Raw genomic sequence first — 15,732 nt, forward strand, 5'->3', positions numbered from 1 at the left:
ATGCGTATCTCTACTTCCCAGTTCTACGAAAGCACGGCTGCGAACTACCAGAAGAACTTCGCCAATGTGGTCAAGACCAGCGAAGAAGCCAGTAGTCTGGTACGTATCAACACCGCCGCCGACGATCCGGTCGGTGCGTCGCGTCTGCTGCAACTGGGCAACCAGGCTTCCATGCTGTCCCAGTACGAAACCAACGTCAGCACGATCAAGGCGACCCTGGGCACGACTGAAGCGGTGATGACCAGCATCAATAACGTGCTGCAGCGCGCCAAGGAACTGGCTGTAAGCGCCGGTAACGCCGGTTATACCGACTCAGACCGTAAATCCGTCGCTTCGGAGCTGGGGTCGATCGAAGACCAGTTGCTGAGCCTGATGAACACCAAGGATGAAAACGGCAAGTACATTTTCGCCGGCTCCAAGGGCGATGTCGTGCCGTTCACCCGCAACGGCGATGGTAGCTACAGCTACAACGGCGATCAGATGACCCTGGACCTTCCAGTGGGCGACACCATGTCGATGGCCACCAACAGCACCGGCTGGGAAGTGTTCCAGCAGGCCATCAACACCAGCCGCACCCAGGTCACCATGACCGCTCCGGCGGTGGACGATGGCCGTGTGGTACTGACCAACGGCCAGGTATCTTCCGCCGTTACCTACAACAGCCAGTTCCGCAGCGGTGAGCCGTATACCGTAGAGTTCGCCAGCGGCACCCAGTTGAAAATCACTGATTCAAGCGGTAACGACGTGACCGCCGAAGCCAGCCAGGGCGGCGTCATCACGCCCAATACCCAGGCCGGGCAGAACGTGAGCTTTCGCGGCGTCGACCTGACCCTGAACGTCAACCTGAAATCCGGCGACGTCGCCGGCACCGTATTGCCCGGTCACACATTCACCCTGGCTGCCAAACCCGACACATTCGCCGTGGCGCGTAGCCCGGGCAACTCCACTGCGACGCAGATCACCGGCAGTCAAATCACCGATCCGGTTGCCTACCACGCCAGTTTCCCGACGGGTTCGGCGGTGCTGAAGTTCACCAGTGCCACGGACTTCGAACTGTACGCCGCGCCGCTGACCAGCAGTAGCCAGGTGATTTCCAGCGGAACCCTGGCGGGCAACGTCGCCACCGCTTCAGGGGTGAGTTTTACGCTCAATGGCGCACCGGCCGCCAACGATCAATTCAGCATTGCGGTCAATACCCACGAAACCCAGAACATCCTGGATACCGTGAACCAGCTGAAGGCTGCGTTGAGCACACCGATCGAGGGCGACGCGATTGCCGGTCAGAAAATGCTCGCGGCACTGGCTTCCGGCATCGGCAACCTGGCCAGCGGTACAGATCAGTTGACCAGTGGGTTGAGTTCGGTCGGTGGTCGTGGCCAAGCGCTCGATAACCAGTCCGACACCAATCAGAGCTTTGTCCTGGCCAACTCCCAGACCCAGTCGGCGATCCGCGATTCCGACCCGGCCGAGGTGATGACGCGCCTGACGTTGCAACAGACCATGCTGCAGGCATCGCAACTGGCGTTCAGCAAGATCACGCAACTGGGGTTGTTCAACAAGATCTGATGAGCAGGTAACGCCGCTCGTTTGAAGTATTGACTGTACCTGTGGCGAGGGGATTCATCCCCGTGGGGCTGCGTAGCAGCTCCACGACACGTGGTGCAGGATTGAGGGCCGCTTTGCAGCCCAACGGGGATGAATCCCCTCGCCACAAGGGTCGGAACACCGGCCGGCCGAGAGTCTTTCGCGTGAAACCAACACCTCTTGTCAGCATCGTCATCCCCGCATTCAACCCTCGCTTTTTTCGCGAGTCACTCAAGAGCGCTCTGGACCAGGACTACGAAAACCTCGAAATCATCGTGTGCGATGATTGCCCCGGTGACGACATCCGCCAGATCGTCGACGCTTTGCAGGACGCTTCCAGCGTCGCGGTGCGTTATCTGCGCAATCCCCAGCGGCTGGGTTTCCAGCAGAATCTGTTGCGGTGCCTGGAAGAGGCGAGCGGGGAGTACATCAAGTTTCTCTGCGATGACGATCAGTTGCTCGGAGCCTGCGTGCGTCAACAGGCGCAGGCCCTGGACGAGCATGCCGATGCCCGGTTGGTCATCAGTAAGCGCCACTTCATCGATGCGGAAGGCTACGTCTTGCCGATTCGCCTGGAGAACGTCGGCATCGCCCTCTTCGAAGGGTTGTACAAGGGCGACGACCTGTTGGCCTACATCGAGTCCACGCCACGCAATATCTTCGGTGGCTTCTCCGGCGCCATGATGCGCCGGGTCGATATCGAGTCCTTATTGCCAGCATTGGCCCAGGCCGGTCAGGGTTTTGTCGCATTGCTCGACCTGGCGCTGTTCATCTGCCTGCTCCGACGCGGCAACCTGGTGGAGCGGTGCAGTCTCGACAGTCTCGAACGGTTGTATCCGCAACGGCTGTCCCGCCGTCCTGACATGGTTGATGCCGCACCCGTCGAATGGACTTGGCTGGCCCAGATGTTGGCTGAACGCAGTGGTGAGTCCGCGCCAGCGTCGGGCTGGATCCGCTATCAGACCCTCGATCAGGTCAAGCCAGGCCAGCCTCACGACTGGGAAGAGTTGAACCTGAATTCGTTGATGGCCAGTCGACAAGCCGTCGTCGGTTATCAGGTCGGCACCGACACTGAGAGTTACGATGAGCTTTATGCCCAGTGGCTGGACTGTCGGCGGTTTGACGCGGCGCGCCAACGGGTGGTTCTCCATCAGGTTGAACTCTGGCCCCGGCGCCCGGGTATCGTGCCGGTGGTGTTCGATTTCGAGGAAGACGCCGAGGCGGTGGCGCTGACCCTCGAGAGCATCGCCGGGCAACATTATGCCAGCGAGCCGGTGCTGCTGTTTTCCAACGGTCGCGGCGCGATCGAAGGCAATGTGCTGCGCATGGCGCTGCCCACCGACTGGGTGCGTGGCCTCAATGACATGCTGCCGCGACTGGACGGCGCCGACTGGTTCTATCTGCTGCACGCCGGTGACCGACTGCGGGAATCGGCCTTGCTGGTGCTGGCCGAGCGGATCAATGCCATGCCCGGTATCGCTTGTGTCTACAGCGACGAAGGCGCGCTGGAGGACGGCAAGTCTTCGGAGCCGGTCTTCAAGCCGGATTTCAATCTCGACCTGATGCGAGCCTACCCCTATGTGGGCAGGGCCTTGGCCTTCGCTCGTGAGCGGGTACAGTTGCTGGGTGGCTTCGATGCGGATCTGGGTGAATTGGCGCCCCATGACCTGGTCTGGCGCCTGGTGGAAACCCAGGGGCCGCAGACCATCGAACACCTGGCGGAAGTCCAGGTGGAGTCGACGCTGGCCTTCGCCCAATGGCTTTCGCAGCCGCAGGTGATCGAGCAGAGCCCCAGGCTGGTGGCGGCGCATCTGCAACGCCTGGGCGTCGAACATCGTTTGCATCCAGGGCCGATGCCGTTGATCCCGAGGATCGAATACCTGCACCCCGAACGCCCGCTGGTGTCGATCATTATCAGCGTCAAGGATCAACTGGCGGCGCTGGAAAATTGCATCAGTAATCTGCTGACCGCTACTGCCTACGAGCATTACGAAGTCATCGTCGTCGACAACGGCAGCGAAACCGCCGAGATGCGCAACTGGCTGACGGCCATGGCAGAGCTGGGCAGCGACAAGTTGCGGATTCTTACCCCGGACGAATTGGGCAACGAAGCGCAGGTGCGCAATTTTGCCGTCGCGCAAGCGCGCGGCGATTACCTGCTGTTGCTCAGTCCGTTCTGTGTGACCCATGACGCGGCCTGGCTGGACGAACTGCTGAACCATGCCCAGCGCCCGGAAGTCGGAATCGTCGGCCCACGGACCCTGAATCTACAGGGGCAGGTTATTGACTCGGGCCTGGTGTTGGGCCTCGATGGCTTGGCCGGCCGGCCGTTTGCGAACGAGCCGGTCACCGCCGGCGGTTACATGCAACGTTTGCAGGTGGTGCAGAACTGGAGTGCCGTGAGCGGTCATTGCCTGTTGGTGCGCAGGGCGGTATTCGATACCGTCGGGGGGCTGTCGCCTGCCATTGAAACGCCAGGCATCAACTTCCTCGAGTTATGCCTGGAGGTCGGCAAGCAAGGTTACCTAGTGGTGACCACGCCTTATGCCAACGTGGTCCTGACACCCTCTGCCGGGAGCGCGCGTGAAGCGTCCTGGAAGCAACGCGTGGAACAAGAGCAGGAGTCGTTCTATCAGCGCTGGTTGCCCTGGATCGCCAACGATCCGGCCTACAACCGTAACCTGAGCCTGGCCGGCAACAGTTTTGGCCTGGCACCGGGCCAACGCACCGGCTGGAATCCTTTATACAGCCGTCCGCTGCCTTCGGTCCTGGGTCTGGCCCTCAACAGTTCCGCCATCGGCCATTACCGCGTGAGCCAGCCGCTGATCGAACTGCGGGCAACCGGACGGATCGTCGGGCGTGTGTCCTATGAAATGCCTTCGATCATCGAGATCGAGCGCCAGTCACCGGATGTAATCGTGCTCCAGGGCCGCTACAACAGTGGCAAGTTCAACGACATCATCCAGGTGAAAACCTATTCCAACGCCATGCGCATCTACGAACTCGATGACTATGTGGCGAACATTCCTGAAAAGAACGATCACACCCGCAACATGCCCGACGACATCGTCAACCTGCTGGAGCGCGGCATTGCCCTGTGTGATCGGGTGGTGGTGTCGACGTTCGCCCTGGCGGATGCACTGTCCGGCCTTCATCACGATATCCGCGTGGTGCCGAACATGCTGGCGCCGCATTTGTGGCATGGGATTTCCAGCCGGCGTCGTACGTCGATCAAGCCCCGGGTGGGTTGGGGCGGCGGTACCAGCCACCGGGGTGACCTGGAGATCATTGCCGAGGTGGTACGCGAGCTGGCCGATGAAGTCGAATGGGTCTTTTTTGGCATGTGTCCGGATTCCCTCAGGCCTTATGTGCATGAATACCATGGCGGGGTCCCGCTGTTGGAGTATCCGGCCAAACTGGCGAGCCTGAACCTGGATCTGGCCCTGGCCCCGCTGGAACAGCACATTTTCAACGACTGCAAGAGCAACCTCCGGCTGCTGGAGTATGGGGTTTGTGGGTACCCGGTCATCTGTACCGACACCGAAGCCTATCGAGGTCATCTACCCTGTACCAGGGTAAAGACCAACAGCACGCAGGAATGGCTGGATGCGATCCGCATGCACCTGTCCGACCCGCAGGCCAGTTATCGGATGGGGGACCAGCTGCGCGAAGTGGTACTGCGTGATTTCATGTTGCGCGGCGACAACCTGCGCTATTGGGCCGATGGCTGGTTGCCGGATTGACGATCCGGCAAGTGCCGCAACGTGTCACGAACATAATGCCGCCGATTGGGCGACTCGCTCGTTAAGGAATTCATATGCAACGCAGTATTGCCAATGATTCATCCGCTCTGTTGAACGAGCGTTTTACCCTGGTCCTGTTATCACACGAGCAACCGCAGGCGTTGCGCCGGGCGTTGCGTTACTACGCTGATTACCCCTGTTCCCAACTCGTCCTCGATTCGTCCGCCGAGCCGGATGCCGACAGCGTCGCGGCATTTTCCGGTGTGCGTTATATGCATCGAGCCGACGCCGGTCACTTCGCCAACAAGCTGCGGCAAGGGCTCGAACATGTGCAGACGCCCTACCTGGCGATGATTGACGTGGACGCTTTCCTGCTGCCGGAGGCCCTCGACCAGTCACTGGAATTCCTGGCCGGTCATGACGATTATTCGGCGTGCCAGGGTTATGCCCTGACATTCGAAGCCCATGCTTCCCATGTCGACTATTACCGCAGGGATCGCAAGGGCGTCGAGGACTTCGCCGACCCGTCCGCCCAGGAGCGCCTGGCCGCGTATGCCGGGCATTGCCCTTCATTGATCAATGCCGTCACCCGGACCGAGGTGATTCAACGCTGGTATGCCGCATTGCCGGCGGATTTCGATCCGGCCTGGCAGGAACTTGGTCATGGCTGTGCGCTGATGGCAGCGGCCAAGGTCCGTGTTCTGCCGATCCCTTATGGGGTGCACGCTCTGGAAAGTCCTTCGACGCTGGAAGCCAGTCAGTTGGCCGCTGTGCTGAGCTATCGTGATGGGGCCACCGTAGCGTTACGTGAACGCTTGGTGACGGTCCTGGATTCGACGTTCGGGTTGGGTCAGGGGGCGCCGTCGCAAGCGGTGGAAAGCCTGGAGGAAATTGGCAACTACCTGAGTCAGCGTGCAGCTTTTGCCCTGGCCAAGCTCTTCGAGGCGGCTTGGCACTCGCAGTTGCAAGGGCCCATCTGCCGTTTCGAGCCGACGCAGTTCGTCGAGCTGCCGTTCTACAACCAGCCGTTTTTCGAATCCCTGTCCAAGCTTGAATTCCTGATGCACGCGATACCTGCCGGGCGCGTGCAGTTGAAGGAGCTGGAAGCGGTCCTGCTCAAGCAGAAAGGGCTGGCACGGCCGCAGCGCAACACCAGTGCCGAGCCACTCAACGAACGGCTGCTCAAAGCGTTCATGCTCAATGCCTTCAATTGCGATGTCGTGAACCAGTTGGCTGTCCTGCTCGAGGAAGGTGGTGCTCAGGTCGAGGCCGAGCGGTTGAGCGAGTGGGCGCAGCGCCTGGAGAACGTGATGCTGCAGGACCACTTCAGTCTTTTCGAAACCATGCGGTCCGGCCGTTTGTTGCGCTGGCTCGATGGGCGTGAGCCGAGCACCGGACAGGTCCAGCAGATCAGCCAGTACCTGGCGCGCCACAAGGGCGGGCCGACTTTCGGCATCCTGCTCCTGGACCTGGAGGCGGATTTCTCCCGGTTGCAGGCCACCTTCGACAGCGTGATCAACGGTGCCTGCCGGGCATTCAAAATCGTTGTGTTCACCACCGGCGACCTGCCGGCCGAAACCACCGTTCAGAACACCCTGCATTTCGTCAAAGTCACCGGAAGCAACTACGTCGACAAGATCAATCAGGTCGTTGGCCAGATCGATTGCGACTGGGTGGTCCTGGCCGAAGCGGGGGATGAGCTGACGTCGTCCGGTCTGCTGCATGCGAGTCTGGAGCTGCTCGACGCACCACAATGCCGGGCGGTGGCGATGGATGAATGCCAACGCCAACCCGACGAAACCCTGGTCGATGTGTTCCGCCCCGGCTTCAACCTCGATCTGTTGTTGAGCGTGCCGTCATTGATGGCGCGGCATTGGCTGGTTCGCCGTGAAGTGCTGGTGCAGGCCGGTGGCTACTCGCGCGATTTCAAGGAGGCGCTGGAGTTCGAACTGCTCCTGCGCTTGATCGAGCAGGGCGGCATGGGGGGATTGGCGCATCTGGACGAAGCGCTCTTGGTTTGCCAGGCAGTACCGGAGGGCGACAATGCCGACGAGCGCAAGGCCTTGCTGCGCCACCTTGCTGCGCGAGGCTATAAGGCTGATGTCGGTTCCGTGGTGCCGGGTATCTACAAGATCGACTATCGCTTTATCGAGCGCCCGCTGGTATCGATCATTCTCCATGGCGAGGGCGAACTGGTGACGCTGCAACGTTGCATCGTCAATGTTCTTCAACGTACTCGCTACCAACGTTTCGAGTTGCTGGTGGCCGAGCATCCGGTCCATGGCGCGGCGCTGAAAGACTGGCTCCGCAGCCAGGGGCACCAGGCCAGTCGCGTACGCTTCATCGAGGTGGAGCCTGGGCTTGCCACGGCGACGCTGATCAACCAGGTCAGCCAGCAGGCCAAGGGCGATTACCTGCTCACCCTGGCGGTGGACAGCGAAGTCGTGAACGTCAACTGGATCGAGCTGTTGCTCAATCATGCCCAGCGTCCGGAGGTCGGTGTGGTCGGTGCCAGGCTGATCGACCGGCAGGGGCAAATTACGCAGGCAGGCCTGGTCCTGGGCCTCAACGGTGTGGTGGGTTCGGCTTTCGTCGGCGAACCTGCGGATGCCCGGGGCTATATGAACCGCCTGGTGGCGGAACAGAACTGCTCGGCAGTGTCCTTCACCTGCCTGATGATTTCCACGCAGCTGTTCCAGGCACTCGACGGTGTAGACGATACAGTGTTCGCCGAGGGGCTGGGGGATGTGGATCTTTGCCTGCGAGCCGCGCAAGCCGGTTACCTCACGGTGTGGACGCCTTACGTCCAGGTCGTCAACCCGGGCAGCTTGTCGTCCTCGCCCGAGGCTTGCCAGGCACTGCGCGGCAAGTGGCAGGAAGCCTTGGCGCATGACCCCAACTACAACGGCAACCTGGACTTGACCGGTTCCGGCTACACCCTCGGTCCGGTGACCCAGGTGCCGTGGTCGGCGCTCATCGGACAGGCCGGCGCGTAAGGCATCGGTTCTACGGCCGGCTGAATCACCGCCATCGCGAGCAGGCTCGCTCCCACAGGGTTCTACTGTGCCCCTGTGGGAGCGAGCCTGCTCGTGAAAGCAGTCAATCTTCTTTTTTTCTTCCCTCCCTGAATTCCCTTTCTTGCCTCAAGGCCCCGTAATATTGGGCCTCCAGCCAGTGGCACCATAATTGCTTTCTCAGTTATCAGCGCCTGTATTACCGGCAGGGACGCCGAATAATTGGCGTCTCTTGTGAGTAGTGGAGCGTCTTTGACGCTGATGAGAGAGAGACATATGAAGGCAGTAATTCTGGCTGGAGGACTGGGCACTCGCATCAGCGAGGAGTCGCATCTCAAGCCCAAGCCGATGATTGAGATTGGTGGCAAGCCAATCATCTGGCACATCATGAAAATCTACTCTCACTACGGCATCAACGACTTCGTGGTCTGCCTGGGCTACAAGGGTTACGTCATCAAGGAGTATTTCGCCAACTACTTCCTGCACATGTCGGACGTGACGTTCGACATGGCCAAGAACAGCATGCACATCCATCAGGGCAAGGCTGAACCCTGGCGTGTCACCCTGGTGGATACCGGCGAGGTTACGGGTACTGGCGGCCGTCTCAAGCGCGTGCGCGACTATCTGGGCGACGAGACGTTCTGCTTCACTTATGGCGACGGCGTTTCCGACGTCAACATCCGCGAGCTGATCGAGTTCCACCAACAGCACGGCAAACTGGCTACGGTCACCACCGTCCAGCCACCGGGCCGCTTTGGCGCGATGGAGCTCGAAGGTGCATGCGTCAGGGGATTCCAGGAAAAGCCCCAAGGCGATGGTGGCTGGATCAATGGCGGCTTTTTCGTGCTGGAGCCTGCTGCGCTCGATGGCATTGAAGACGACACCACCACCTGGGAATACGAGCCGATGCGCAACCTCGCGCGACAGGGGCAGTTGATGAGTCATCTGCACCGTGGTTTCTGGCAGCCGATGGACACGTTGCGCGACCGCGTCTTCCTTGAGGAACGCTGGAACAGCGGCCAGGCCGAATGGAAACTCTGGACTTGAACGCATTCTGGATGGGTAAAAAGGTCTTCCTGACCGGCCATACGGGCTTCAAGGGGGGCTGGCTGGCACTGTGGCTGCGCCAGTTGGGGGCTGAGGTCCGCGGCTATGCGTTGCCCGCTGAAACCACACCTGCCTTATGGTCCGTCGCAGGCGTGGATGCGGTGATCCCCGGTGATCTGGCCGACATCTGCGACGGCGCCGCGCTGTCCTCGGCACTTGGGGCATTCCAGCCGGACGTGGTCATGCATCTCGCTGCGCAACCCCTGGTTCGCGAGGCCTATCGCAATCCCGTCCAGACCTATGCCACCAACGTCATGGGCACAGTCAATCTGCTTGAAGCCGTTCGTCATTGCCCAAGTGTACGGGCGGTGGTCGTGGTCACCACTGATAAATGCTACGAAAACCGCGAGTGGGTCTTGCCCTATCGCGAATACGACGCCTTGGGCGGCTTCGACCCCTACAGCAACAGCAAGGCGTGCGTTGAATTGCTATGTGCCTCTTATCGCAATTCGTTCCTGCAGGATGCCGGCATCGCGCTGGCGACGGCTCGGGCCGGCAATGTCATCGGCGGTGGTGACTGGTCGCCGGAGCGGCTGGTGCCGGATATTTTTCGCGCCTGGCAGAACGATGAGGAAGTGGTGCTGCGTTATCCACAGGCAACTCGTCCCTGGCAACACGCCCTCGAGCCGCTGATGGGTTACCTGATGCTGGCCAGGGCGCTGGTGGAGGACGCTGAGCGTCACGTCGGCGCCTGGAACTTCGGTCCGCAGAGCGACAACGTCGCGACAGTCGAAACCATCGTCGGCCTGCTCGCCGGGCAATGGCCGACGCCGGTGCGCTGGACAGTCGATCCATTGGCACAACCCCACGAGGCCGGCTTGCTGGCTCTCGATTCCAGCAAGGCACGCGAAGAGCTCGGCTGGATGCCGCGCTGGTCCCTGGCGACCAGTCTCGAGCGCACGCTGGCCTGGCACTTGGCCTGGCAGAACGGCCAGGACATGCACTCCTTTACCCGCAAGCAGATCGCGGACTACCAAGGCGATACCCATGAGTGAAAGTACTACGCAGTTGCGCCAACAAATTGTCGAGCTGGTGGGGCGCTATGCGCAGTCGGCGCTCGCCCCGCAGGTGTTCGTGGCTGGGCAGAGCAGCGTGCCGCCGGCCGGCAAGGTCATTGGTGCCGCGGAATTGCAGTCGATGACCGAGGCGGTGCTGGACGGTTGGTTGACCACCGGCCGGTTCAACGAGGCCTTCGAAAAACGCCTGGCCCAATACCTGGGACGTCGTTGCGTGCTGACCACCAATTCGGGCTCATCGGCCAATCTGCTGGCCTTTTCCGCCTTGACCTCCCCACGCCTGGGAGACCGCGCGATCAAGCCCGGCGATGAAGTGATTGGTGTTGCTGCCGGCTTTCCGACCACCGTCAACCCGATCCTGCAGTTTGGCGCGGTACCGGTGTTCGTCGATGTCGAACTGGGTACGTACAATATCGACCCGGCCAAGATCGAAGCGGCCATCGGACCGAAGACCAAGGCCATCATGCTGGCCCATACGTTGGGCAACCCCTATGACCTGGGTGTGGTGCGGGCGCTTTGCGACAAATACAAACTGTGGCTGATCGAAGATTGCTGCGATGCCCTGGGTTCGACCTACAAGGGGCGGATGGTCGGTACCTTCGGCGACATCGGTACCTTGAGCTTTTACCCGGCGCACCATATCACCATGGGCGAGGGCGGCGCGGTGTTCACCGACAGCCCGCTGCTCAAGCGCATCATGGAATCGTTTCGCGACTGGGGCCGCGACTGCTATTGCGAGCCCGGCCAGGACAACACCTGCAAGCAGCGCTTCTGCAAGCAGATGGGCGAGCTGCCGGAAGGCTATGACCACAAGTACACCTATTCGCACCTGGGCTATAACCTGAAGATCACCGATATGCAGGCCGCCTGTGCCCTGGCACAGATGGACCGTGTGGAGGATTTCACGGCCGCGCGCAAGCGTAATTTCCGCTGGCTCAGCGAGCGGCTGGCCAATTGCAGCGATTTCCTCATCCTGCCCGAGGCAACTCCGGACAGCGACCCTTCGTGGTTTGGCTTTCCCGTGACCCTGCGCGACGGCTGCGGCATCAAGCGCGTCGAGCTGTTGCGCTATCTGGACAGCCAGAACGTCGGCACGCGGTTGTTGTTCGCCGGCAACCTGGTGCGCCAGCCTTACATGCTGGGCCGTAACTTCCGTATCAGCGGAGAGTTGACGGTGACCGACAAAATCATGAACGACACCTTCTGGATCGGCGTCTGGCCGGGACTTGGCGAAGAGCACCTGGGTCATGCGGCCCGCTGCCTGGAACATTTCTTCGGGCTGGATCGCTGATGCGCGCCTACGTCCTGTGTGGTGGTTTCGGCACTCGCCTGAGTGCCGTGCTCCAGGGCTCGCAGAAAGCCGTGGTGGATATCCACGGCCGGCCGTTCCTGGCATTGGTGCTGGCGGAGCTGAAGCAGGCCGGCATGACCCAGGCCGTATTGTGTGCGCACTACCGGGCCGATCAATTGGCCGAACTGCTGCCGTCCCTGATGGCCGAAACCGGCCTGGATCTGCAGATAGTGGTCGAGGAACAGCCCATGGGCACAGGCGGGGCCATCCTGCATGCCTTGCGGCAGATGCCTCCCGAAGGGCGCTTCATGGTGCTCAATGCCGACACCTGGCTCGACCGTGGAGCCTATCGACTGGCCATGACCGCCCCGGGCGATGTGCTGGTGGGGGTGGAGGTTGACGACCGCTCTCGCTACGGCAGCCTGGAATGTGCCGAAGACCTGCAACTGCTGGCGCTCAAGGAAAAGGGCTTATCCGGACCGGGTATGGTCAATGCCGGCGTCTATGCATTCACGGCCGACGCCTTGCAACACTGCGTCGTCCAGCCCTGCTCGATGGAACAGGACATCCTGCCGATGCTGATTCGGCGCCGCTCGCTCAAGGTCTGCGCCTATAGCGGACCCTTCATCGATATCGGAACACCCGACGCCTTGAGTGCCTTCAAGTCGGGGTTCGAGGAGGCCATCCAGCCATGAACCAACTGGCCAGAACACAAACCGTCTACATGAACCAGACCATTCTCGACGCTGTGGAGTGCATCGAGACAGGCGATCTGCAAATCGTCTTCGTGGTCAACGAGCATTGGCACCTGGAAGGCGTGTTGACCAACGGTGACCTGCGTCGTTATCTGCTCCAGGGCGGTGAGACGAGCGTGCCGGTCACCGAGTGCATGAACACCGCATACCGTTCGGTCAAGGTCGGTGCTTCGCGCGAAGAAATGCTCAAGATCTTCGACCTGAGCTACAACGCGATTCCGGTGGTGGACGAGGCCGGTTGCCTGGTGGACGTCGTCACCCCCGCACGGCTGGCCGCCAACCAGGAAGTGCCGGTGCTGGCCCGGGCAAGGGCGCCAGTGCGGATGAGTTTCAGCGGTGGTGGTTCGGACCTGACCTATTATTTCGTGGAAAACCCGGCGGCGGTGCTCAGTTGCACCGTCGGGCTGTACTCCCACGCCACGTTGATTCCGCGGACCGACAGCGTCATTCGGATCTTTTCCGAGGACCTGGGAACCCGCGAATCCTATGATTCCCTGGATGAGTTGCTGGAGCATGCCGACAAGGGCCTGCTGGCAACCATCGTGTCGGTGATCCAACCCAACTATGGGCTGGACCTGTACATGCGTTCCGATTTCCCGGTGGGCTCGGGCCTGGGCGGCTCATCGGCGGTCGCCACGGCGGTGATCGCAGCGTTCAACGAATTGCGTCGCGATCGTTGGACCACCTATGAAGTGGCAGAACTGGCCTTCCAGGCCGAGCGCCTGTGCTTCGGCATCGCCGGTGGCTGGCAGGACCAGTACGCTTCGGCGTTCGGTGGCTTCAACCTGATCGAGTTTCGCGAGGGGCGCAACCTGGTTCACCCGATCCGTCTCGAGGATTCGATCTGCAACGAGCTGGAAGAATGCCTGGTGCTTTGCGATACCCGCATTTCCCACGACTCCGGCAAGCTCCATGTGCAACAGCGCGCGGAAATGAGCAGCAAGGGTGAGCAAAGCCTTTTGCTGACCGAAAGCGTGTCGCTGTGCCGACGCATGCACCATCACCTGATTCGTGGCGAGCTGCATGATTTCGGCCGTTGCCTGCATGAGGGCTGGATGCTCAAGAAACAGTTCTCCCAGGCGGTCAGCGACAGTGTGCTTGACCAGATCTACGAGTGCGCCGTGGAAGCGGGCGCCTTGGGGGGCAAGTTGCTGGGCGCCGGTGGCGGCGGTTTCTTCCTGTTCTTCGTCCAACCCCAGCACCGCCAGGCCGTGACCGAGAAGGTCAGAGCGCTTGGCTGCCGAACCACCGATTTCCGTTTCGAATCCAGCGGTGTCACCTCCTGGCGGACCAAAATTCAATGAGCAAGCCGATCTTCAGCATCGATGGCGTGACCATCGGTGAGCAACATACATTTGTCATCGCGGAAGTGGGCAACAACCACAACGGCTCGGTGGAGCTGGCCCGGCAACTGGTGGATGCGTCCATCGAGGCGGGTGCCGACTGCGTGAAGTTCCAGCTGCGCAATCGCGAGGCGCTGTACCGTACCAAGGCCGACGGCTCCCGGGCCGAAGACCTGGGCGTGGAATATATCCAGGACCTGCTGGATAAAGTCGAGCTGAGTGTGGATGAGCATCGGCTGATCCGCGAGTACTGCGCGCAGAAGGGCATCAGCTACATCTGCACGCCCTGGGACGAGCCGAGTGTCGATGTGCTGGCCGGCTTTGACGTTCCGGCGCTGAAAATCGCCTCCGCCGACCTGTGCAACCCGTACCTGATCGCCAAAGCCGCTTCGCTGGGCAAACCGTTGGTCCTGTCCACCGGCATGTCGCTGGAACACGAGATTGTCCGGGCCATCGAACAACTCAAGGGCCTGGGTGTTCCTTTCGCGCTGCTGCACTGCAACAGTACCTACCCGGCTCCGGAAACCGATATTCAGCTCGGTTACCTGGCGCGTTTGCGCCAGTTGCATGACCTGGTGGGATATTCGGGCCATGAGCGTGGCACGGCCATCAGCATCGCCGCCGTGGCATTGGGCGCCAAGCTGATCGAGCGTCACATCACCCTGGATCGTAGTATGGAAGGACCTGACCATCTGGCGAGCCTTGAGCCCGAAGAGTTTCGGCAACTGGTAGAGGGTATCCGCCAGGTCGAGAAAGCCCTGCCGTGGACCGGGCCGGGGCGCCATGCCAGCCAGGGGGAATTGCTCAATCGCGAGAACCTGGGCAAGAGCGTGATTGCGGCCCGGGCTATCGAACCTGGCGAAACGTTCTCCCAAGACATGCTGCGCGTTGCGAGTCCCGGCCAGGGCCTGCCGCCGTATCGGTTGGCTGACTTGTTGGGTAAGCCGGCCGGACGCGCCATTGCCCAGGGCGATTTCCTGTTCGACAGCGACCTGGTCGCACAGCAGGACGTTCGCCGTGAATACGCCATGCCGATTCTCTGGGGCGTGCCGGTGCGTTACCACGACTTTCTGCAATACGACCAGTGGATCAAGCCCGACCTGTTCGAATTCCATCTGTCCTACCGCGACCTGAGCGTGGCGCCGCAGGCCTACCTGCGTACCGTCGAATGCTCGCGTCTGGTAGTCCACGCGCCTGAACTGTTCGAGAACAGTGAATTGCTGGACCTGGCGGCGGACGACCTGGACTACCGCCAGCGCTCCATCGCCAACCTGCAGCGGGTGGTGGATGCGACGTTGCAGATCGCCGAGTTCTTCCCCAAGGCCGATTCGTTGCTGATCGTGGCAAACGTCGGCGGCTTCTCGGCCGACGAACCTTTCCCCCTCAGCCACCGGGCCGAACTGTATCGGCGTTTCCGTGAGTCCTGCGCCCAGATCGACTTCGGTCGCACCGAGTTGATCCCGCAGAACATGGCACCGTTCCCTTGGCATTTCGGCGGGCAGCGTCACCAGAACATTTTCATGATGCCCCAGGAGCTGGCCGAACAGGCCAAGGCGATGAACATGCGCCTGTGCCTGGATCTCTCGCACCTGCAAATGGCCTGCTTCCATTTCGGCCTCGACTTCCAGGCTGCCCTGGCCCTGCTGCTGCCGCATTCGGCACACCTGCACGTGGCCGATGCCAAGGGCAGCAACGGCGAAGGCGTGCTGATGGGGACCGGGGACGTGGACTGGCCGGCGACCTGGGCGCAGCTCAAGCAGTATCCGCAGGTGAGTTTTATTCCCGAAGTGTGGCAGGGCCACAAGGATCATGGTGCCGGGTTCTGGTCGGCGCTTGAGTTTCTGAACGAATTGAATTGAGCCGAGCGCTCGGCGAACTG

General features: G+C 61.2%; 9 protein-coding genes. All 9 read left to right on the top strand.

The annotated features are described in order from the left end of the window. Window positions 1-1,566, top strand: a complete 1,566-nt coding sequence (locus ACODTO_RS05365; RefSeq protein WP_139647273.1) for a flagellar hook-associated protein 3 — start codon at window positions 1-3, stop codon at window positions 1,564-1,566. 182 nt (window positions 1,567-1,748) lie between these two features. Beyond that, window positions 1,749-5,327, top strand: a complete 3,579-nt coding sequence (locus ACODTO_RS05370; protein ID WP_489106066.1) for a glycosyltransferase — start codon at window positions 1,749-1,751, stop codon at window positions 5,325-5,327. Window positions 5,328-5,401: 74 nt separating this feature from the next. After that, window positions 5,402-8,323, top strand: a complete 2,922-nt coding sequence (locus ACODTO_RS05375) for a glycosyltransferase family 2 protein (RefSeq protein WP_489106067.1) — start codon at window positions 5,402-5,404, stop codon at window positions 8,321-8,323. 294 nt (window positions 8,324-8,617) lie between these two features. After that, a complete protein-coding gene (rfbF, locus tag ACODTO_RS05380; protein ID WP_139647267.1) occupies window positions 8,618-9,388 on the top strand; it encodes a glucose-1-phosphate cytidylyltransferase in 771 nt (256 codons plus the stop codon). Next, on the top strand, window positions 9,370-10,443 hold the full coding sequence (rfbG, locus tag ACODTO_RS05385) for a CDP-glucose 4,6-dehydratase (protein ID WP_139647265.1): 1,074 nt from the start codon (window positions 9,370-9,372) through the stop codon (window positions 10,441-10,443). The genes rfbF and rfbG overlap by 19 nt, the downstream gene beginning before the upstream one ends. Then, window positions 10,436-11,755 carry a lipopolysaccharide biosynthesis protein RfbH gene (gene rfbH / locus ACODTO_RS05390; RefSeq protein ID WP_041023366.1) on the top strand — a complete coding sequence of 440 codons (1,320 nt, stop codon included), beginning with the start codon at window positions 10,436-10,438 and terminating at the stop codon, window positions 11,753-11,755. Before rfbG ends, rfbH begins: the two co-directional genes overlap by 8 nt. Beyond that, on the top strand, window positions 11,755-12,450 hold the full coding sequence (locus ACODTO_RS05395) for a sugar phosphate nucleotidyltransferase (RefSeq protein WP_175362454.1): 696 nt from the start codon (window positions 11,755-11,757) through the stop codon (window positions 12,448-12,450). The genes rfbH and ACODTO_RS05395 overlap by 1 nt, the downstream gene beginning before the upstream one ends. Beyond that, complete coding sequence (locus tag ACODTO_RS05400) at window positions 12,447-13,814, top strand: GHMP family kinase ATP-binding protein (RefSeq protein WP_139647261.1); 1,368 nt, start codon at window positions 12,447-12,449, stop codon at window positions 13,812-13,814. The genes ACODTO_RS05395 and ACODTO_RS05400 overlap by 4 nt, the downstream gene beginning before the upstream one ends. Next, complete coding sequence (locus tag ACODTO_RS05405; protein WP_489106068.1) at window positions 13,811-15,712, top strand: N-acetylneuraminate synthase family protein; 1,902 nt, start codon at window positions 13,811-13,813, stop codon at window positions 15,710-15,712. The genes ACODTO_RS05400 and ACODTO_RS05405 overlap by 4 nt, the downstream gene beginning before the upstream one ends. Window positions 15,713-15,732: the final 20 nt, after the last annotated feature.

The organism is Pseudomonas sp. FG13 (assembly GCF_057809755.1).

Excerpts from the sequence above, each read along its gene's own strand:
- ACODTO_RS05365 (WP_139647273.1), top strand. The coding sequence starts at position 1 with ATGCGTATCTCTACTTCCCAGTTCTACGAAAGCACGGCTGCGAACTAC.
- ACODTO_RS05375 (WP_489106067.1), top strand. The coding sequence starts at position 5,402 with ATGCAACGCAGTATTGCCAATGATTCATCCGCTCTGTTGAACGAGCGT.
- rfbF (WP_139647267.1), top strand. The coding sequence starts at position 8,618 with ATGAAGGCAGTAATTCTGGCTGGAGGACTGGGCACTCGCATCAGCGAG.
- rfbG (WP_139647265.1), top strand. The coding sequence starts at position 9,370 with ATGGAAACTCTGGACTTGAACGCATTCTGGATGGGTAAAAAGGTCTTC.
- rfbH (WP_041023366.1), top strand. The coding sequence starts at position 10,436 with ATGAGTGAAAGTACTACGCAGTTGCGCCAACAAATTGTCGAGCTGGTG.
- ACODTO_RS05395 (WP_175362454.1), top strand. The coding sequence starts at position 11,755 with ATGCGCGCCTACGTCCTGTGTGGTGGTTTCGGCACTCGCCTGAGTGCC.
- ACODTO_RS05400 (WP_139647261.1), top strand. The coding sequence starts at position 12,447 with ATGAACCAACTGGCCAGAACACAAACCGTCTACATGAACCAGACCATT.
- ACODTO_RS05405 (WP_489106068.1), top strand. The coding sequence starts at position 13,811 with ATGAGCAAGCCGATCTTCAGCATCGATGGCGTGACCATCGGTGAGCAA.